This window comes from Hydrogenophaga sp. NH-16, from assembly GCF_004006415.1.
Lineage (GTDB): Bacteria > Pseudomonadota > Gammaproteobacteria > Burkholderiales > Burkholderiaceae_C > Hydrogenophaga > Hydrogenophaga pseudoflava.
In genome coordinates this window covers 1,168,926-1,188,862 of the sequence record NZ_CP029344.1, presented here as the reverse complement: position 1 = coordinate 1,188,862, position 19,937 = coordinate 1,168,926, and the positions used below count along the sequence as shown (strand labels likewise).

19 protein-coding genes are annotated in these 19,937 nt (G+C 61.8%); 2 read left to right on the top strand and 17 right to left on the bottom strand.

Annotated elements, in window-relative coordinates:
• Nucleotides 1-102: 102 nt before the first annotated feature.
• The 12 genes from DD542_RS05770 to DD542_RS05715 all read right to left on the bottom strand — a co-directional run bounded on the left by DD542_RS05770 (nucleotide 103) and on the right by DD542_RS05715 (nucleotide 11,429).
• Nucleotides 103-795, bottom strand: coding sequence for a transposase (locus DD542_RS05770; protein WP_127804422.1), 693 nt, complete (start codon nucleotides 793-795; stop codon nucleotides 103-105).
• Between the two features lie 54 nt (nucleotides 796-849).
• Entirely contained in the window at nucleotides 850-1,497 is a 648-nt protein-coding gene (locus DD542_RS05765) for a hypothetical protein (protein ID WP_127804420.1), read from the bottom strand.
• A 76-nt stretch (nucleotides 1,498-1,573) separates the two neighbouring features.
• On the bottom strand, nucleotides 1,574-2,803 hold the full coding sequence (locus tag DD542_RS05760) for an MFS transporter (RefSeq protein WP_127804418.1): 1,230 nt from the start codon (nucleotides 2,801-2,803) through the stop codon (nucleotides 1,574-1,576).
• Nucleotides 2,804-2,809: 6 nt separating this feature from the next.
• On the bottom strand, nucleotides 2,810-3,976 hold the full coding sequence (locus DD542_RS05755) for a deoxyguanosinetriphosphate triphosphohydrolase (protein WP_127807297.1): 1,167 nt from the start codon (nucleotides 3,974-3,976) through the stop codon (nucleotides 2,810-2,812).
• 55 nt (nucleotides 3,977-4,031) lie between these two features.
• Nucleotides 4,032-5,153, bottom strand: coding sequence for a 3-dehydroquinate synthase (gene aroB, locus DD542_RS05750; protein ID WP_127804416.1), 1,122 nt, complete (start codon nucleotides 5,151-5,153; stop codon nucleotides 4,032-4,034).
• A 48-nt stretch (nucleotides 5,154-5,201) separates the two neighbouring features.
• Nucleotides 5,202-5,747 carry a shikimate kinase gene (locus DD542_RS05745; protein WP_164868354.1) on the bottom strand — a complete coding sequence of 182 codons (546 nt, stop codon included), beginning with the start codon at nucleotides 5,745-5,747 and terminating at the stop codon, nucleotides 5,202-5,204.
• A gap of 89 nt (nucleotides 5,748-5,836) precedes the next feature.
• Nucleotides 5,837-6,256 carry a hypothetical protein gene (locus DD542_RS05740; protein WP_127804414.1) on the bottom strand — a complete coding sequence of 140 codons (420 nt, stop codon included), beginning with the start codon at nucleotides 6,254-6,256 and terminating at the stop codon, nucleotides 5,837-5,839.
• A 24-nt stretch (nucleotides 6,257-6,280) separates the two neighbouring features.
• Nucleotides 6,281-8,437 (bottom strand): type IV pilus secretin PilQ, encoded by a 2,157-nt coding sequence (locus DD542_RS05735; RefSeq protein WP_127807295.1) that lies wholly within the window; start codon nucleotides 8,435-8,437, stop codon nucleotides 6,281-6,283.
• Nucleotides 8,438-8,442: 5 nt separating this feature from the next.
• Complete coding sequence (locus tag DD542_RS05730) at nucleotides 8,443-8,997, bottom strand: pilus assembly protein PilP (RefSeq protein ID WP_066152784.1); 555 nt, start codon at nucleotides 8,995-8,997, stop codon at nucleotides 8,443-8,445.
• Nucleotides 8,994-9,698 carry a type 4a pilus biogenesis protein PilO gene (locus DD542_RS05725; RefSeq protein ID WP_066152781.1) on the bottom strand — a complete coding sequence of 235 codons (705 nt, stop codon included), beginning with the start codon at nucleotides 9,696-9,698 and terminating at the stop codon, nucleotides 8,994-8,996. Before DD542_RS05725 ends, DD542_RS05730 begins: the two co-directional genes overlap by 4 nt.
• 13 nt (nucleotides 9,699-9,711) lie before the next feature.
• Complete coding sequence (locus DD542_RS05720; RefSeq protein WP_079366760.1) at nucleotides 9,712-10,353, bottom strand: PilN domain-containing protein; 642 nt, start codon at nucleotides 10,351-10,353, stop codon at nucleotides 9,712-9,714.
• Complete coding sequence (locus DD542_RS05715; protein ID WP_066152775.1) at nucleotides 10,350-11,429, bottom strand: pilus assembly protein PilM; 1,080 nt, start codon at nucleotides 11,427-11,429, stop codon at nucleotides 10,350-10,352. The genes DD542_RS05720 and DD542_RS05715 overlap by 4 nt, the downstream gene beginning before the upstream one ends.
• 397 nt (nucleotides 11,430-11,826) lie before the next feature.
• On the opposite strand from DD542_RS05715, the gene DD542_RS05710 reads away from it, so the two are divergent.
• Entirely contained in the window at nucleotides 11,827-14,121 is a 2,295-nt protein-coding gene (locus DD542_RS05710; protein WP_241559772.1) for a penicillin-binding protein 1A, read from the top strand.
• On the opposite strand, the gene cyaY is transcribed toward DD542_RS05710, so the two are convergent.
• Entirely contained in the window at nucleotides 14,111-14,440 is a 330-nt protein-coding gene (gene cyaY / locus DD542_RS05705) for an iron donor protein CyaY (RefSeq protein ID WP_127804410.1), read from the bottom strand. The genes DD542_RS05710 and cyaY overlap by 11 nt on opposite strands.
• Nucleotides 14,441-14,455: 15 nt before the next feature.
• Between cyaY and DD542_RS05700 the strand changes: the two genes are divergently transcribed.
• Entirely contained in the window at nucleotides 14,456-14,686 is a 231-nt protein-coding gene (locus DD542_RS05700; protein WP_084397130.1) for a lipoprotein, read from the top strand.
• Here DD542_RS05700 and DD542_RS05695 read toward each other — a convergent pair.
• The 4 genes from DD542_RS05695 to DD542_RS05680 all read right to left on the bottom strand — a co-directional run bounded on the left by DD542_RS05695 (nucleotide 14,667) and on the right by DD542_RS05680 (nucleotide 19,873).
• Entirely contained in the window at nucleotides 14,667-15,305 is a 639-nt protein-coding gene (locus tag DD542_RS05695; protein WP_066152767.1) for a protein-methionine-sulfoxide reductase heme-binding subunit MsrQ, read from the bottom strand. The genes DD542_RS05700 and DD542_RS05695 overlap by 20 nt on opposite strands.
• A complete protein-coding gene (gene msrP / locus DD542_RS05690) occupies nucleotides 15,305-16,309 on the bottom strand; it encodes a protein-methionine-sulfoxide reductase catalytic subunit MsrP (RefSeq protein WP_079366756.1) in 1,005 nt (334 codons plus the stop codon). The genes DD542_RS05695 and msrP overlap by 1 nt, the downstream gene beginning before the upstream one ends.
• Nucleotides 16,310-16,370: 61 nt before the next feature.
• On the bottom strand, nucleotides 16,371-17,735 hold the full coding sequence (gene ccsB / locus DD542_RS05685) for a c-type cytochrome biogenesis protein CcsB (RefSeq protein ID WP_079366755.1): 1,365 nt from the start codon (nucleotides 17,733-17,735) through the stop codon (nucleotides 16,371-16,373).
• Complete coding sequence (locus tag DD542_RS05680) at nucleotides 17,732-19,873, bottom strand: cytochrome c biogenesis protein ResB (RefSeq protein ID WP_127804408.1); 2,142 nt, start codon at nucleotides 19,871-19,873, stop codon at nucleotides 17,732-17,734. Before DD542_RS05680 ends, ccsB begins: the two co-directional genes overlap by 4 nt.
• Nucleotides 19,874-19,937: the final 64 nt, after the last annotated feature.

Below are 19,937 nucleotides of genomic sequence, written 5' to 3'. Positions count from 1 at the left end.
CAGATTCTTATAAATTCCAATCAAAGCACTCAAACAATAAATAAGGGTCAGATTAATTTCAGCAAAACAACGCTGATTCCAAAGGATTTTTTCTGAACGCCATCAGGGCGGTGTCTTTTTGGGTCGCCCGGCACGTGCAGGCATCAGCCGACGATCGGTGTCCTTGCTGAGCGAGGCGAGGTAGTCCGGGTCGCCCAGCGCCCAGCCATGCCACAGCGAATTGGCGATAGCGCCCATCTGTTGCGCATTCAGTCCGGCACGCACCAAATCGGCGTATGCGGCTTCGCGCGCAAACGGCGTGTTGCCCAGTGCCCAGTACATCGCATGGGGCGTGATGTGGCGGTCCTGCGCCTGGCCCGCGTGGTGGCGGTGACTGGACCAGAGATAGGACTGCGCATCGGCGCACAGCCCCTCCCGCACCGGGTCCAGATCAATGAAGACCATGCAGGACAGCAGGTGGCGCTCCGCCTGGATCAGTGTGGACCGGTAGCGCCCCTCCCAGAGCGTGCCGCTGCGGCCGTGGCGCCGGTTGAAGCAGCGCACATAGTCCCGGCCCACTCCCTGCATCAGGCGGGGCACGCCGTCGGCGGTCGAGGGCGTGCACAGCAGCTGGAAGTGGTCCGGCATCAGCACATAGGCGTGCACCGCCACCTTCAGCTGTTCGGCCCGAGCCCAGAGCAGGTCCAGCAGGGTGTCGCGGTCGGTGTCGTCCAGCACGATGGCCTGCCGGTTGTTGCCACGGTGCATCACGTGATGGACCTGACCGGGCAGGGTCAGGCGGGCCAGTCGAGCCAAGGCAGTCTCCGTTGAAATCCGTCCCCGATTATGTCCCCGAGGTCCTCAACCGCCTCACAGGAACTGGCTGGGCTCTCCCACAATCAGGCGCGCCAGTTCGTCCAGCCGGGCCGGGTTCACCTGGCCCACCGGCAGTTCGGTCGTCACAACCTCCATGCCGCCGACGCAGGCCAGCCGGAACCTCAGCAGCGCGGCGTCGTGGTCGGCTGTGACCATCACGCTCGCCCGCGCCGCCATGTCGAACTCGAAGACGATGGCCAGAAGGGCATTGGACTCTGGGTGCCGCTGCTCAACGCGCTCATGCACCACATGGCCCGCGGCCAGGCGCTTCTGCACCCGCTCCAGGTCCGGCGGGAAGTTCACACTCACCCGGCCCCGCCGCACCTCGCCCTCGCGGGGGCCCAGCTTCCAGCCCAGCGCCAGGTAGTCGAACACCTCGCGGTCGCGCAGGCGCTTCTTCCGGGCATCGAAACGGAAGTCGTGCTGCCGCATACCGGGCCAGAGGTGCTTGTGGTCGAGCCCCAGCCGCTGCGCCGGCGGCTGGATGACGCTCAACTGGCGGGCGAGTTCGGACAGGTAGTTCCAGACCACCTGACAGGCCGCCTCCGTCGCCGCCGTGCGGGCTTCCAGCCCGTGCTGCTGCTCGCCCTGCTCGGCCTGCCGGGCCTGCGCCTGTCGTTTGAGCTGCTGGAGATAGCTCATGGGATGCGTTCCGTCCTGTTGGTCCTGCCCTGGGCTGCCGTCGCGAGCGCCCTCGTCGGCGGCAGTGTATCGCCCCTCAATTGGCCGGGGTTCCAGGCCGTGCAGTCCACTCCCGCTGCAGCCGCACCGCCAACAGCAGGCCCAGCAGAGAGCACGCCCCCGTCAGCACCCAGGTCCAGTGCCAGCCACCGACACGCGTCACCCACCAGGCCACTGCAGGCGGGCCGATGAACTGCCCCAAAGCGGAGAACTGCTGCATCCAGCCGACGGTAGTGGACACCGTATCCCGGCCCGGGGCCAGCACCACGGCCACGCCAAAGAGCGTGCCCGGGATCAGCCCACCGACCGCCGAAAACAGCAGCACGGCCAGGTACTGCAGCACCGGGTAACCAACAGCACCAAACGCAACCACCGCCCCCGCCGCCATCGCCCCGTACCCCAGCGCCACCAGCACCCCGGGCCGCGCCCCCCTGGCCAGCCACCGCCCGGCGGCCACATTGCCCACCATGTTCACCGCGGCGGCCAGTGCGCTCAGCACCGCCACGTTGGCAGCCCCCAGGCCCGCCTGCACATAGATCGTGGGCAGGAAGCCCACCACCGCCAGCCACTGGCCCGAATACAGAAGAAAGCCCAGCGCCACCAGCCAGGGCCCTGACGCGCGCAAGGTTCGCTTCAATCGCGGCCAGAGGGACGAAGAAGTGGCCGGTCCGGCATCGCCGGCGACTGTTGCCGGCACCCGCAGCGCCAACCAGGCCGCCGCCGCCAGACTGCACAGCGCCAGCAGCCACCAGGTAGTGCGCCAGCCCGACCAGGCCATCAGCGGCAAACCCAGCAACAGCGCCAGGGCGGTGCCCATCGGCATGTAAGTGCCCCACCAGCCCAGCGCACGGGACAGGCGCACCGGGTCGCGCAGGTGCAGCCTCAGCAGCCCTGGCGCCGGCAACACCGTCAGAAGGAATCCGGCGCCTTCCACCACCCGGAACACCAGCAACCGGTTCACGTCGGGCGCCAGTGCGCCCCCTGCACTGCCTGCGGCCAGCACACACAGCCCCACAAGCATCACCCGGCGCGGGCCCAGCCGATCGGCCAGCAGACCGACGAGCAACCCTAGCGAGAGGCCTGCCAGTTGCACCAGCGACAGCAGAAAACCGGCCTGCACCAGGTTCAGCGCCAGCTCGGCCTGGAGGTGCGGGATTGCCACCGGCAACTTGCCCACGTGCAGCGCGGAGCACACGCCCACACCGACCACCACCAGGGCCAGGCCCTGGCCATCGGTGGAGCGCGGGGGGGCTGACGGATGGTTCATGGACACTCAGGGAAACAGCACACGGCCACTGAGACGCTGGTGTTCGCGGATGGCAAAGCGGTCCGTCATGCCGGCGATGTAGTCGGCCACTGCCCGCGCGGGTTGGCGGTCCTTGAGCGGCGAATGCGGCCATTCGTCCAGGCGCTCGAGGTACATCGAAAACAGCTCGGTCACCACCTGGGCCGCCCGCTCCGTGGTGTCCATCACCTGGGGATGGCGGTAGAGGTTGCGCAACAGGAAGTGCTTGAGCTTCTGCGATTCGGCTTTCATCTCGTCGGAGAAACCCACCAGCGGAAGCGCCTGCACGCGCACCTGATCAATGGTCTCCACCCCCGAGGCCGCGATGCGTGCCTGTGTCGTGTCGATCACGTCGTAGACCTGGTCGCTGAGCATCAGGCGGATCGACTCGAACAGCAACCGGCGCCCCCCCAGGTCGGGGTGTGCGTCCAGGGCCTGGCGGCGATAGCGGTCGAACAGGGGCACCTCGGAGATCTGTTCCAGCGTCAGCAGCCCGGAACGCACGCCATCGTCGATGTCGTGGGCGTTGTAGGCGATCTCGTCGGCCAGGTTGCACAGCTGCGCCTCCAGCGACGGGCAGCCGCCCGACACAAACCGCTGGGCCACGCCACCCGGTTCGGCTTTCAGCAGGCGTTCCGCATGCATTCTTGAACAGTGCTTGAGGATGCCCTCCCGGGTCTCGAAGGTCAGGTTCAGGCCATCAAATGCCGGGTAGCGCTCTTCAAGCGCATCGACCACCCGCAGGCTCTGCAGGTTGTGCTCGAAGCCCCAGTCCACCTCGTCGGTCAATGGCTCATTCGGGCGCGCGGCTTTCATCGACGCGTTGAGCGCATCCTGGCCGGCATGGCCGAAGGGCGTGTGGCCCAGATCGTGGGCCAGGGCAACCGCCTCGACCAGGTCTTCGTTCAGACCCAGCGTGCGGGCGATGCTGCGCCCCAACTGCGCCACCTCCAGGGAATGCGTCAGACGGGTGCGGAACAGATCGCCTTCGTGGTTCAGGAAGACCTGCGTCTTGTAGACGAGGCGCCGGAACGCGGTGGAGTGAATGATCCGGTCGCGGTCGCGCTGGAACACTGAGCGTGTGGGCGCCTCTGGCTCGGCAAAACGGCGGCCTCGGCTGCTCGCCGGATCGGCCGCGTAGGACGCCAGCAGCATCCGTCCAGGCATTGGCGGAATGACCATCCGGGGCGTCAGCACGAAGACCAGAACCTCACGCGACGCAGCTTTCGGCAATCACCTCGCCCACCACCGCATCGGCCGCCCCCTGCAGCAGGGCCTTCCCGCCTCCGTCCACCAGCACGAACCGGATCTCGCCCGCCTCGGACTTTTTGTCCAGTCGCATCAAAGAGAGGTAGCGCGCCACGTTGTCACCTTCGTCCAGCACAGGCGCGCGAACCGGCAATCCGGCCGCCTCAACCACCGCCTTGATGCGCTCGACAAACGCGTTGTCGACAAGCCCCATGCGCGCGGACAGCCGGGTGGCCATCACCATGCCACAGCCCACCGCCTCACCATGCAACCAAGCGCCGTACCCCATGCCCGCCTCGATCGCATGGCCGAAGGTATGGCCGAAGTTCAGGATCGCCCTCAAGCCCGATTCGCGTTCGTCCTGGCCCACCACCTCCGCCTTGATCTGGCAACTGCGCTTGACGGCATGCGCCATCGCCTGCGGATCTCGCGCGCGCAGCGACCCCATGTTGCGTTCGATCCAGTCCAGAAACGCCATGTCGGCGATCGGCCCGTACTTAATCACCTCGGCCAACCCCGCGCTGAGCTCGCGCTCCGGCAAGGTATCGAGTGTTGCCAGATCGCACAGCACCCGCTGAGGCTGGTAGAAGGCACCTATCATGTTCTTGCCCAGCGGGTGGTTGATCGCCGTCTTGCCCCCCACTGATGAGTCCACCTGCGCCAACAGCGTGGTGGGCACCTGAACAAAGGGCACGCCTCTCATGAACGCAGCGGCGGCAAAGCCGGTCATGTCACCCACCACCCCCCCCCCGAGAGCAAACAGCACCGTTTTGCGGTCACACGCCGCACCCAGCAGGGCATCGAAGATCCGGTTCAGCGTCTCCCAAGTCTTGAAAGCCTCGCCGTCCGGCAACACCACATGCAACACGGTGCGGTAGTGCGGTGCCAGCGAACTCCGGAGGCGCTCCAGGTAGATGGGCGCAACGGTGTCGTTCGTCACGATCATGGCAACGGATGCCGACGGCAGCCCCGAAAAGGCGTCGGCCTGATCCAGCAAGCCTGCCGCGATGTCGATGCAATAGCTGCGGTCGCCTAGGTCGATGATCACCTGTTCGCCGCCCACTGGGGAAAGATCTCTGCGCATGGCCCGAGTGTAGGGCCAGGAATTACCCGCCCGAAAAGACCGGCGAAGTCAAACCGGGCCGGGCCCACCTCGTGCGACAGCTCCAGGCGCCAACTCCAGTTGCATGACGATCATGTTCACCAGCGTGGCCACCGAAGGCCGGCCCGTGTCGATGACGTAGTGCGCAGCCTCCCGGTACAGGGGGTCGCGCGCTGAATACAGGTCCTTGAGCCGCTGAAGGGGATCGGCCACCTGCAGCAACGGCCGGTTGCGGTCATGGCGCAAACGCCGAAAAACCTCTTCTGGCGAAGACCGAAGGTAAACCACCTGGCAACGATCATGAAGCCGCTGCCGGTTGGCTGGGCGCAACACAGCCCCCCCGCCCGTCGAGAGGACACTTTCTTGCCCTTGGGACAACTCATCGATCACCGACTCTTCGATGTCCCTGAACCTGTCCTCGCCCTCACGTTCAAAAAACTCCCGGATCGAGCACCCCAGGCGATGCTCAATCACGTGATCGGAATCCGCAAAGGAAAGGGCGAGCCGACGTGCCAGCTGCCGGCCGATGGTCGATTTGCCGGAGCCTGGCAAACCGATCAGTGCGATGGAGGACAAATGATCAACTCATTAAGGACATTGGCGCTTGCCGTCACCAAGGACAGCAAGCGCCGCTCGATATTCAGGCAGACCCGCTGCCCAGACGATCACTCGGCTGGAGTGGTTTCCTCTTCAGGCTTCTCTGCCTCTACAGTGAACTCGACTGTCGCGGTCCTAGAGTGGTAATCCAGAACAGTAATCACAAATGGATCGCCACATTGCCCAGTCGGTCGGACCGTGAATTTCGGGTCTTTCCCTGTGGCCTCGGTCTTGTCAACGATCAAGCCTCCAGGGTTTGCATTGACGATGCGAAAAGGCGCCTGCCCACCAATGATCGTGAACACGGTCGGATCCGCATTTGCAGCACCAGCGCAACTACCTGTCGCAGACACCACTGTCAACTTAGCCTCGTCAGGACTGACCGAGAATTCAGTCGAATCCCCTGCAATGTCACCCCCACCTCCGCAAGACGCCAACGCCAACGCCACCACCAGACTTCCCGCAACTTGCGCCGTTTTTTTCAGCATGCGTAACTCCTAATTCCAGTAATTTCAACGACGCGCCATGGCGCCTTCAGTGATCGAACGCGGCGTAATGAAGATCAGCAATTCCTGCTTACGCGACGACTTGTTCTTGTTCTTAAACAGATTGCCGACAATCGGCAGATCCCCAAACAGAGGCACCTTGGCGACGTCTTCCGTTTCCTCTTCCGTAAAAATGCCGCCAATCACCACGGTGCCGCCGTTTTCCACCAGAACCTGCGTCTGCACATGCTTGGTATTGATGGCAATGCCGGCCGCCGTCGTTTCGCCACGGCTGTCTTTGTTGATATCCACATCAAGAATGATGTTGCCTTCCGGGGTGATCTGGGGAGTCACCTCTAGCTTGAGATTGGCCTTGCGGAAAGCCACCGCAGTAGCACCGCTGGATGTGGCGGTCTGGTAGGGGAATTCAGTTCCCTGCTCAATCAGCGCCTTCACCTGATCGGCAGTCACAACACGCGGGCTGGAGACGATCTTTCCTCTGCCATCCGCCTCAAGTGCCGAGATTTCGAGGTTGAGGAAGCGATTGGCAGCCGAACTGAACAGCGACACCGCGAAAGCAGCAGGCAGGAAGCCACCTGCACCCGTCGATGGCAGATTGACAAAGCTTGTATTGACGGTATCCAGGGTATTTTCTGACTCCACAGTAGTGCTGGAAACCGCGTTATAGCTGCCACCAATGGCCACTCTGTTGGGCCCGCTGACAGGGTACCCCGCCTCACCTCCACGGACACCACGCAAGTCGCTGCCCCCCAGCCGCACGCCCAGCGACCGGCCAAAACGGTCGTCGGCTTCCACAATGCGCGCCTCGATCAACACTTGGCGAACAGGGATATCCAGTTTGGCGATCAGTTGCTGAACTTGCTCAAGCTTGGAAGGAATATCCGTCACGAATAACTGATTCGTTCGAGGCTCAGCGATGACACTTCCTCGCGGGGAAAGGATGCGGGCACTGGCTCCACCAGCAGCACCAGCACCGGTGATTTGCCCGGCAATGTCACTGGCTTTGGCGTAATTCATCTGGAAACCCTGCGTGCGCAAAGTTTCCAAACTCTCGACAGATGCTTTGGACTCAAGCTCCTGCTTCTCACGCGCGGCAATTTCATCCTTCGGTGCAATCCAGAGCACGTTCCCGCTCTTGCGCATTCCCAGACCCTTGGCTTGGAGAATGATGTCCAAAGCCTGATCCCAAGGCACATCTTTGAGACGCAAGGTCACGGCACCAGAAACGGAGTCGGACGTCACAACGTTGAAGTTGGTGAAATCGGCGATCACCTGCAACAGAGAACGAACCTCGATGTTTTGGAAGTTCAGAGACAACTTTTCCCCGTTGTAACCCGGCCCCTGAGTCAGCTTGGACGGATCCAGTTTCTGTTCCCGAATTTCCAGCACAAACTGGTTGTCACTCTGATAAGCGGAGTGCTCCCACAGCCCCGTGGGGGTCACCAGCATGCGCACCCTGTCGCCCACCTGGCTCGTCACAACCGACTGAACCGGGGTGCCAAAATCGGTCACATCCAGTTTCCTCCGCAATCCTTCCGGAAGTGTGGTCTTTAGGAAATCGACCACCAGATCTTTGCCCTGTTGCCGGATATCCACGCCGGTTTGATTGTTTGCAAGCTCAACCACCACCCGACCGGAGTTGCCCACTCCACGACGAAAGTCGATGTCCTTGAGCGCCGCGGGATCCACGTTCCCTGACGGGGCAAATGCCGCCGCAGGAGCCGCCTGCGCCACTGAAGTAGGCGAAGCGGACGATGAACCATCCAGAACCAGCAACAATGTCGTACCATCCAGCTTGGCTTGGTATGTCGATGGCTGTTTTAGATTGATGACTACCCTGGTCCGGTCTCCCGCTTGCACAACATTGGCAGAGCGGATGTTACCTTGGCCGATATCCAGTGCACTGCGTCCGATCCCATTGACGACACCTGGGAAATCCAGCGCGATCCGCGCCGGGGACTGAATCGTGAACCCCGAGGGAACCGCGCTCAGCGGTTCAGCGGTTTCAATGCGAATCACTTCAGCGCCCGACTGAACACTGCCTGTCAGCGACTGAATGGAGTTTTGCGCAAAAGCAAAAGTGCAGGCTAGCAAAGAGCCAGCAAACAATGACAAACCACGCAGAACGATCTGACGCCCACCAAGCAACTCTACCTGATGCATTTTTTTCATTTGGTCGATTCCTCTTGTAACTGCAATGCCGCAGGTCGCTCAATCCACTCGCCGGCCGCGTCCTGCACGATTTCGCGCAAAACGATCTGGTTCTCTTCAATCTTCAGGATGCGTCCGTAGTTTTGACCCAGATAACTCCCCGGAGTTACCTGATACAACAGAGCACCGACCTTCAAAAGCCCCACAAGTTGACCGCTTCGATTCAAGCTGCCGACCATCTTCATGGTATCAAGAGGAAACGCCTCAAGCGGCTGCTTCCTCCGGTTGAGTTCCGGCTCAATAAGAGCGGATTGCCCAGAAGGCAATGCCTGCCCGCTTTTCAGGATACTGGCGAGTTTTTCATTGCTGAAAGGCTCAACAAAGCGCTCACCACCATAAGCGTACGGCTCAAATTTGGTCGGCTCGGGAATCGGCTTGACATCTGGCTTTATGGAATTTCGTTCACGCTGCATCCATGCACTCAACTCCTCCTGATCAGAGTCAGCACAGCCCGCAACTCCCAATGTCAACGCCAAAATCAAGCACCCTCCGGCGAAGTATCTGATATTCATTTGGCCGCCCCAGTCGCCTTCTTACCCGCAGGCTTCTTCCCCGGAGTCGCTTTTTGTTGCATAGCGACTTCCTCCGGATCAAGGTACCTGAAAGTCTTGGCTACACAGTCCAGAGTCAAAAAGCCATCCCTGTCTTTCACGGGAACGATCGCCAAGTTGTTCAGTGTCACGATGCGGGACAAATTGGCAATATCCGCGGCAAAGAGTCCGATGTCGTGATAACCACCAGTGACCCTGACAGTGATCGGTAACTCTGCGTAGTACTCCTTGACAGAAACCTGGCCGGGGCGGAACAGCTCAAACTGAAGACTTCGTCCCAAACCCGCCTGGTTGATGTCGGACAGCAGCGCATCCATTTCGGCCTTGCTCGGAAGCTGTTTCTCCAGTTGCGCAACATATTGCTGCACCTGCTCAAGCTGCTTCTTCAATGCATCCAGATTGACTGCCTGTACCAGCTTCTTTCGATAGTCATCACGAAGCGTCTGTTCGCGGGCCTGTTCGGTCAGAAGCTCTTCATCAACCGTCTTGAGCCAAGTAAACCAGAGCGCGACAATGACCGCCACACAAACCACAATGAAGAGCAGATTCCTCGGCAGCGCTGGCCATTGAGACGGATCGTTGGGATCCAAGCCAGAGAACTGAGCACGCAGCTTTTCCTGGACCGATTTGAGGTCAAGCGAGATTTTGGAGGGTTTTGCCATTTTGGAGAACCCTTCAGACTTTGCTCGAGGCAGCAGAACGCGCGGCCGGTTTGGACGGTTTCACCACAGTCGATTCAGCCGCCTTGGAGGTACTGGACGGGCGATTCAGCATGGCGCGGATGGTGAAGTTGGACACCCTGCGCTGCTCTTTGCTGGATACAGAGGCATTGGCTGCAACGATCTCAACAAGCTCCGGCTTGATCAACCATTTGGTCTTGGTTGAAAGACTGCGCAGGAAATCGGATACCCGCTCCTGTGATTGCGCCGTCCCCGTCAGCAATACACTCTGACTCTCTTGCTTCATGCTTCGCAAATAAATGCCATCAGGCAACTCACCGACCAACTCTTCCAGCAGATGGACCGGCATGTTACGGTCCGCTTGAAGATCTTCAACTGCTGTCTGACGGGCGCGAAGCGAGGCGATCTGGGCTTGCAAAGTCGCAATATCCTTGATTTCCGCGTCAAGGCGTGCGGTTTCCTGCTTCAAAAATGAGTTACGAGCCTGCTGATCGGCAATGCGTCCCTGGTACCAAGTGTACACAGCCCCACAAATGATGCCCCCAAGCAGAGCAGACAAGCCCAATTGGGTGAAAAACTGCTCTTTCCGCCGCTTCCGTGTTGCTTCACGGTGCGGTAGCAAGTTGATGAGAATCATTGATGAAACCTCCGCAAGGCCAGACCGGTGGAGGTGAGATAGGAGGGAGCCTCCCTGGCGATCTTTCTTGCTTGGACCGAGGACGCCATTTCCATGCCATCAAACGGATTTATCACCATGCACGCAAAGGAGGTCTGATGGGTAACTGCTTCGGTCAATCCGGGCAGTGCGGCGCTTCCACCAGCGAGCAGGATGTGATCAACCTTGTTGTGCGGCGTGCTGGTAAAGAAAAACTGGAGTGCCCTGCCAACCTCCTGGGCCATGCTCTCAATAAACGGCTCCAAAACGGCAGATCGGTAGTCGTCCGGCAAATCCCCCGAGCGCTTTTTCGCCTCCGCCTCGTCAGCAGAAAACCCGTACTGCCGAACGATCAGCTGCGTCAGCTGTGCACCACCAAATGCCTGGTCCCGCTCGTACAGAACATCATCATTGCGCATCACCTGCATGCTCGTGGTCATCGCTCCCACTTCAAACAACGCCACCAGCGAGTCGACGCCTTGATTGGGAAGTGTCTCGATCACGCGCCCCGCGGCCATTCGAGAGGCAAAGGGTTCCACATCCATGATCACCGGCTTCAGCCCCGCTGCTTCAGCGAGACCTTGGCGATCAGACACCTTTTCCTTGCGAGATGCAGCAATCAGCACCTCGGCATCCCCAACGGAATTGGCACTAGGACCAATCACACAGAAGTCCAAGCTCACTTCGTCAAGTGAAAACGGAATGTACTGGTTGGCTTCGGACTCAACCTGCGCCTCCAGTTCCTTGTCCGACAGGCCTCCAGGAAGAACAATCTTCTTGGTGATGACGGCCGATGCCGGCAAAGCCATGGCGACGTTTTTTGTCTTGCTGCCGCTCTTGCGAACCACCCGACGAACCGCCTCCGCCACCTCGTCAAATTTCTCGATGTTGCCATCGGTGATCCAACCCCGCTCAAGCGGCTCGATGGCACACCGCTCCAGAACCAGATCTCCCGAGCGGTTGCGGCCCAGTTCAACCAGCTTGACGCTCGACGAGCTCACATCAATGCCCAGCAGCGGCGCCGGATCCCGGCTGAAAAACGACCCCAATGAGATCAAGGTGGCCCCCAGAAATGGTGGCGCCAGAGGGCGCCGGACTTAAGAAATCACTTCAATGCTAGCAGCAAGCCCTTTGTGCAGCAAAGAATTTACATGTTTGGCACAAACAGAAACGTTGTCAAAAGCATACGCAAAAAGACAGGGGCAGACCGGGCAACACCCCCCCCAGGACCGCGGCAAGCCCTGACCGCCGACAATATGGGGCCAGTGTTCCGGGTCGTCACTCAGGGGCCTGAGTTTTGATGTCCCACCCCAGCTTTCAACCCCACGCATGGCCCAAGAAACCGACGCATCACGACCAGAACATCCGACCGGTGCGCCCCTCGTGCTTCGATGGATTGGCACGGCGCTGGCCACCCTCGCGGGGCTTGCGGTCGCTTCAACGCTGGCATTGCTGATGGGCGTCGGATTGGCGCTGGCGGTGGCCTATCCCAATCTCCCGGACGTGGCCGACCTGGCCGACTACCGCCCGAAGTTGCCGCTGCGCGTGCTCACCGCCGATGGCCAGCTGATCGGGGAGTTCGGAGAGGAGCGTCGCAATCTGCTGTCCATCAAGGACATTCCGGATGTTATGAAGAACGCGGTGCTGGCCATCGAAGACTCCCGGTTCTTCGAGCACAGCGGGGTTGACTACCGAGGCATGCTCAGGGCAGCTCTTGCCAATCTGGGACAGGCCAAAAGCCAAGGCGCTTCCACCATCACGATGCAGGTGGCCCGCAACGTCTACCTCTCGGCAGAAAAAAGCTACACCCGCAAGATCTACGAGGTGTTGCTGACGTTCAAGTTGGAGCACCTGCTGACCAAGGAGCAGATCCTCGAGATCTACATGAACCAAATTTTCTTGGGCCAGCGCGCTTACGGGTTTTCCACCGCCGCGCAAACCTATTTCGGCAAGCAGCTCAAGGATGTCACCATTGCCGAAGCGGCCATGCTGGCTGGCCTGCCCAAGGCACCATCTGCCTACAACCCGATCAGCAATCCGAAGCGGGCCCGCACCCGGCAGCTCTACATCATTGACCGGATGCTGGAAAACGGCTTCATCACGGCCGACGAGGCGCAGCAGGCCAAGGCTGAGGAGCTCAAGCTTCGCCCGATGCACGTCCAGCTGAAGGTCCATGCCGAATACGTGGCCGAGATGGTCCGCCAGGCCATGGTGCAGCAATACGGGGAAGAGGCCTATACCCGAGGTCTGGTGGTCACCACCAGCCTGAAGGCCAACGAACAGGAGGCGGCCTATCGGGCATTGCGCCAGGGCATCCTGGACTACGAGCGTCGCCAGGCGTACCGGGGCCCAGAACAGTTCATCAACCTTCCCGAAGACAAAGCCGCGCAGGCGGATGCAATCGACGATGCTCTCAACGAGCGCCCTGACAACGATGACCTGCTGTCAGCCGTGGTGCTGTCCGCCAGTCCGCGCAAGGTGGTGGCCATCCGGCAGGACGGTGACCCCTTTGAAATCACGGGAGAGGGTTTGCGCCCCGCCGCGTCGGGCCTGAGCGAGCGCGCCGCGCCGAATATCCGTATCCGACCCGGGGCGGTCATTCGAGTGGTCAAGGGGTCGAACAACTCCTGGCGGATTTCCCAGTTGCCCGAAGTCGAGTCTGCGTTTGTGGCGCTGGACCCTCGCAACGGAGCGATTCGGGCCTTGGTGGGTGGCTTCGATTTCCAGAAAAACAAGTTCAACCACGTGACACAGGCCTGGCGCCAACCGGGCTCCAGCTTCAAGCCATTCGTGTATTCGGCGGCCCTGGAGAAGGGGGTGACGCCAGCGACCGTCGTGAACGACGCACCGCTGTTCTATTCCGCAGCCGAGACCGGCGGCAAGCCCTGGGAACCCAAGAACTACGACGGTCAGTTTGAAGGACCGATGTCGGTCCGGCGTGCGCTGGCACGCTCCAAGAACATGGTGTCCATCCGTGTGCTGCAGCTCGTGGGCACACAAAGCGCCCAGGAATGGGTGACCCGCTTTGGCTTCGAGGCTGACAAGCACCCACCGTATCTCACCATGGCCCTGGGCGCCGGAGCAGTCACCCCTTTGCAGATGGCGGCAGGATACGCCGTGTTCGCCAATGGCGGCTATCGGGTGGCGCCTTCGCTGATCACCAAGGTGGTCGAGCACAAGGGGCGGGTGCTGTACGAAAGCCAGTCCGAGGCACCGGCCGAATCCCAGCGCGCCATCGAGCCGCGCAACGCCTTTGTCATGAGTAATCTGCTGCAGGAGATCACCCGCTCTGGCACGGCAGCGCGTGCTCAGGCGGTGCTCAAGCGCCCCGACCTGTATGGAAAGACCGGCACCACCAACGATTCGATGGATGCCTGGTTCGTCGGCTACCAGCCCACCGTGGTGGCGGCCGCCTGGGTCGGCTACGACACGCCTCGCAACCTTGGCAGCCGCGAAACCGGCGGTGGCCTCAGCCTGCCGATCTGGATTTCCTACATGTCAGAGGCACTCAAGGGTGTGCCGGTGGCTGAGGTAGAAGCCCCGCCCGGGGTGATTCACGTCGGCAACGAGTGGTACTACGAAGAATACGGACCGGGCCGTGGCGTGCGCGGATTGGGGTTGAACGATCCCTGGCCAGGATCGCCATCGGCCGGAGACCCCGCTTCCACCGATCAGGACACCGGAGACACCAGCAGGCCACCCGCAGAAGGGGAGGACCGGCGCAGCATTCTGGATCTGTTCAGGAACTGAAGCTCAGCGGTTGCCCAGCCTGTTCGCTGGCGCAGCGCGACAGGTGGTCGAAGAACTCACCATGCCCCTTGGTATCCACCCACTGGGCACCATCCCACCGGTAGTGGAAGCCACCCGCACGCGCCGCCATCCAGATTTCGTGCAGCGGTTTCTGCAGATTGATGATGATCTGGCTGCGGTTGGAAAACGTCAGCGTGACCATGCCGCCCACCCGCTGGTTGTCCAGATCGGCATCGCTCTCATCGTTGATGCGGTCACAGCCGCGCTCCACAGCCTTGAGGAGCGCTTCGGCCAGGTCCATGTACTCGGAATCGGTCATTACAATGCCACCACTATGTCGAACAAAACCATTGTAGGTGGCCGTATGTTCCGTTGCAGTGCCTGGTCTGCGGTGGCCTTGCTGGTCGCGTCGACAGCAATCACGGGCTGCGGCCAAAAGGGCCCGCTCTACATGCCTGCCCCGAAGGCATCCGCATCGACTCCGGCAAAACCAGCTCCCACGAATCCCGCCAACAATGCGGCCCCGGCCCAACCAGCCGAACCCGCTACCGATCCCGCGCGCTGACCATTCCCACCGCGCCGTTTCGCATGGGGCGCTTGAGCCAGCGCCACAGACGCCATCCCAGCAGGCCGCCAAGAATGGCTGCGTACACCGCGACCTCCGCAAAGTCCTGCTTGCCAGCCCTCATCCAGAAGAAGTGAAGCACCGCCAGTGCGGCAACGGCATAGACCGAGCGGTGCAGGGCTTGCCAGCGGGCAGCACCAAGCCAGCGGATGGCCCGGTTGAACGACGTGGCCGCCAGCACCAGCAACAGCAACCAGCCCAGTGTCCCGACCAGGATGAAGGGTCGCTTGGGCACGTCGGCCACGATGTCCCGCCACACGAAGCCCATGTCGAACCAGGCATAGGCCAGCCAATGCAGGCTGGCGTAGAAGAACACGAACAGACCCAGCATGCGGCGCAACCGTGCCAGCTGTGGCCAGCCCATCCCCACGCGCAGCGGTGTGACCAGCAACACCAGCACCAGCGCGCGCAGGCTCCAGTCGCCCAGCGAACGGATCAGCGCCTCGGCCGGATTGGCACCGAGCCGGTCATTGAAAGCCGCCCACACCAGCCATGCCGCAGGCAACAGCCACAACACAAACACCACCGGCTTGACCGCCGGATGGCCCAGCCAGCGCATCAGTAGAACTTCTTGAGGTCCATGCCCGCGTACATCGAGCCCACCTGCGCTTCATAGCCGTTGAAACGCTCGGTCTTCCGTCGCTTGGCCAGGAGGCCGCCCTCATCGCCGATGCGGCGCTCGGTGGCTTGGCTCCAGCGGGGATGCGGCACGTCGGGGTTCACGTTCGAATAGAAGCCGTACTCCTGCGGCGCGGCAATGTTCCAAGCCGTCTTCGGCTCTTTTTCCACAAACCGGATCTTCACCAGCGACTTGCCGCTCTTGAAACCGTATTTCCACGGCACGACCAGCCGCACGGGCGCTCCGTTCTGGTTCGGCAACACCTCGCCATACATGCCAAAAGCCAGCAGGGTCAGCGGGTGACGGGCCTCGTCCATGCGCAGGCCCTCCACATAGGGCCAGAGCAGCACATTGGAGGTGACACCGGGCATCGTGTTGCGATCGGCCAAGGTCACGAACTCGACGTACTTGGCGCTGCCTTGGGGCTCCACTTGGCGGATCAGCTCGGCCAGCGAAAAGCCCACCCAGGGAATCACCATCGACCAGCCCTCGACGCAGCGCAGACGGTAGACACGCTCCTCCATCGGTGACAGCTTCATCAGATCGTCGATACCGAACGTCCGCGGTTTGTTGACCAGCCCCTCGACCGACACCGTCCAGGGCCGTGGTTTCAGCGTCTTTGCATACGCCGCCGGGTCGGATTTGTCTGTGCCGAACTCGTAAAAATTGTTGTAGGTGCTCGCGTGCTCGTAGCTGGTTAGCTTGTCGGGGGCTTGGGCACCCGCCACCGTGGACCGCACCGACGGCAGAGGCAGCAGCTTGCCGGGCCGAGTCACCGCCGCCTGCGCGAGCGCATCGCGCGATGCCCACGCAGCGAGGGCTGCGCCGCCGGCACCGAGCGCCATGCGCCGCATCCATTCACGGCGCCCAAGGTATGCGTCGCGTGGCGTGATCTCGCTGGAAAGAGGGTGCTGGAAACCGTTGTCGGTGGACCGGATGATCATGGCGTGCTCCTGAGGATGGACATCCGTCGTGGGAGCCGCCAGTTTCTTACAAGTTCGGCAATCAGAGTTCGCCGTAGCTGTGAAGCCCCGACAGGAACATGTTCACACCCAGGAACGCGAACGTCGTCACGGCCAGGCCGACCAGGGCCCACCAGGCCGCGACCGTGCCGCGCAGGCCCTTCATCAGGCGCATGTGCAGCCACGCCGCGTAGTTCAGCCAGACGATCAGGGCCCAGGTTTCCTTGGGGTCCCAGCTCCAATAACCACCCCAGGCCTCGGCGGCCCAGAAGGCGCCAAGCACCGTGGCGATGGTGAAGAAGGCGAAGCCGACTGCGATCGCCTTGTACATCACGTCGTCCAGCACCTCGAAGCTGGGCAGGCGCGCTGCAATGCGACCACGCACCGCCAGAATGCCACCGACGATCAGGGCCGAAATGCCGAAATAGATGAACCAGTAGCTGCCACCCTTCTCGGTCGCCCCCTGGCGGAACACGATGGGTTCAAAACACAGCACCACGCCGAGGATGAACAGCGGTGCCAGCTTGTACCAGCGGGTTTCGCTGGCGCTCTGCTTGATCAGGTAGGCAAAGGCCAGCATGGCCGAAATCGCGAAGGTGCCGTAGCCGATGAAGTTGGCCGGCACATGCAGTTTCATCCACCAGCTCTTGAGCGCCGGAACGAGGGGCTGGATCTGGTGGGCTTCGCGCACCACCGTGTACCAGAGCAGGAAACCGACCGCGGCACTGACCACCAGCATCACGAAGGCGCCCATCGCGCGCGTCTTGTACTGGTCTTCGTAGTACAGATAAAAGGCTGCGGTCATCCAGCAGAACAGCACAAAGACCTCGTAGAGGTTGCTGACCGGGATGTGACCGATGTCCGGGCCAATCTGGTGGCTCTCGAACCAGCGCACCATGGTGCCGACCAGGGCCAGCGTCACCGCCACCCAGGCCAGGCGCGAGCCCAGAGTCTCGAAAGTGCTGCCGTCGCGCGAGAACATGCCCACCCAGTAGAACGCAGTGCTCATGAAGAACAGCATGCTCATCCACAGGATCGCCGACTGGCTGGAGATGAAGTACTTCAGCAGGAACACCGTGTCGGCGCGCGCCAGCACGGCGGCACCTCCCTCGGGCGGCAAGTACAGCCAGATCGCCAGCAAGGACAGGGCCGCAACCACCGCCATCAGCCGGCTCATCGGGCGCCAGAACCAGCCCAGCCAGATCAGCACCGGGGCGGCCCCCACCAGGATCCACTTTTCGTAGATGTCCATCGCGGCGTCGTAGCGCACAAAAGCCCAGGCGGCGCCACCGATCACCAGGGCGGCGAACAGCCAGTCCCACGCCGTGCGGCTCGCCAGAAAACCCGGACCAAGGCCCGTGCCCTGCCGGTTGTTCTTCAGTTCAAAGGTCTGGGTTGCGGTGTTCATGCATTCACCTTCAGCAATTGGGTCTTCAACTGGTCGAACTCCTGGTCCGACTCCATCGTCTTGCGGTTGGACGACAGGGCCATGGACGCCTGGCTGTGGCCATCCGCACGCGGTGCGAGCCAGATCCAGACGCGCCGTTCACGCACATACAGCATCGCAAACACGCCGAGGATCAGCAACACGCAGCCCAGGTAGACGATGGTCTGGCCGGGTGCACGGGCCACCTGGAACACGCTGGCCTGCACATGCTGGAAATCCTTGAGCTGGAAGGTCATCGGCGCCGGGTAGTAGAAGCTGTCGCTCAAGCTCAGCACCGCGCGCGACATGAACTGTTGGGTGGCGTCGTCCCGGGGCAACGGCGCCAGGCCCGCCTTCTCACGGCCCAGCTGGGCCAGCTCGAACAGCGTGCCGTTGAGGATGCGCACCAGCACCTCGCTGGCGCGTTCGCGCTCGGCCTCGGGCACATTGGATTCAAGGAATGCAGAAACCGCCGGGAGGCCGCCACGGATCTCGGCGTCCGTCCCGGGGGGCATGTCCTTGGCAGGCGGCAACTTCTCGGCACCGGAAAACAGGCTGATGGCCCGTTGCGCCGAAGCCTCCAGCGCCTGGCTGAGCTCTGGCTTGTCGGGCTCGACAGCCAGCGCAGCATATCGCTTGACCGCCTGGGCCCGCATCGCCGGATCGGCCAGCGCCGAGCGCAGGCGCACAAAGCCTTCGATGCCGTCCTTGTCATCCACCGGAACGCGCAAATAGCGCATCGGCTCGGACGGGGTTTCGCGGGCGCCCATCAGATAGACCCGGGCGCCGTCCAGCTCCATCGGCAGCATGTAGTTGTGGAACTCGACCGCCTGACCAGCCGCGTCGCGCAGCTTGTAGGTGATGCTGGGACCGACGTTGCGCAGCTTCTTTTCAGTGACCGTCTTGTGGCCCGAACCCAGCCGGCTCTCGATCGACTCGCGCAGATCGACCTTTCGCACATCGGTGGCAGCGCTGTCATCCTGGCTGAAGTTCTCGACGTTGATGACCCGAAGCCCGGTGTATTCCAGGGTCAGTTTGCTGTCGCCATTGGTGAGCGAGGACGAACCGCCGATCACACCCGAAATCTCGAACGGAGCGACCACCGCCCCCATCGGGTAGGCCTGCAGGCTCACCTTCGATCCACCGTCGTCAAAACTGGACTGGTAGATGTTGATGCCGCGGTGACTGGCCGGGTGGTTGACCTCGACACGCGCGGGTTTCTTCTCACCGGTCTCGTGGTCGTGGATCACGATGTCGCTGGCAAACAGCTTGGGCATGCCGGTGTCGTAGTACTCGACGATGAACTTCTTGAGCTCGACCGAGAACGGGAGATCCTGCAGCAGCACACCGTCGGACTGGCTGAGGATGGCGGTGGACGAACTCGTACCTTCGGTCACCAGCAGGTTGCCCCGGAAGGTCGGGTTGGACGGCGAGAGGCGGTGCTGTGCGGGCACGTCGGCGATCATGCCGCCGCCACTGAACGAGCTCTTGCCGTTGAACCACATCTGGGCACGGACGATCAAGTCACCGTCCAGCAGGCCGCCGATGCACACCAGGACAATGGCGCTGTGCGCGGCCAGATAGCCGATCTTGTTGGCCACACCCTTCTTGGCGGCGACCATCCAGCCCTGCCCTTCCGACAGCGCGCGCGACTGCAACTTCACCCGCCACCCGGAAGCCAGCAGCGTCTGACCAACCCGGTGCGCAGCCGCTTCCGGCGGTTCGGCCAGCGTGCTCTCCGCTCGGTGCGGAAAGGACTTCAGGCTCTGCTCGCGGATGTTCTCCTTGAATGCCTTGAAGTCGGCAAAGATCTTGGGAGTGTTGCGAAAGATGCACAGGGAGGTGCTGATCACCAGAAACGCCAGGATCAGCAGGAACCACCAGACGCTGTAGACCGTGAACAGACCGGCCTTGCCAAACACCTCGGCCCAGAACGGACCGAACTGGTTGACATAGTTGTTCAGCGGTTCGTGCTGCTTGACCACGGTGCCAATCACCGAAGCGATGCAGATGACCGTCAGCAGCGAGATCGCGAACCGCATCGACGACAGCAGCTCCACCATGTTGCCAAGCACACGGGAACCGGATCGGAGCTGGAAACCTTGGGTGGAAGCGGTCATGAAGGCGTCGAAAACAGAAACAGGGCGGTTCCGGAACAGCCAGAACACACCCTGTTGTGAGTCG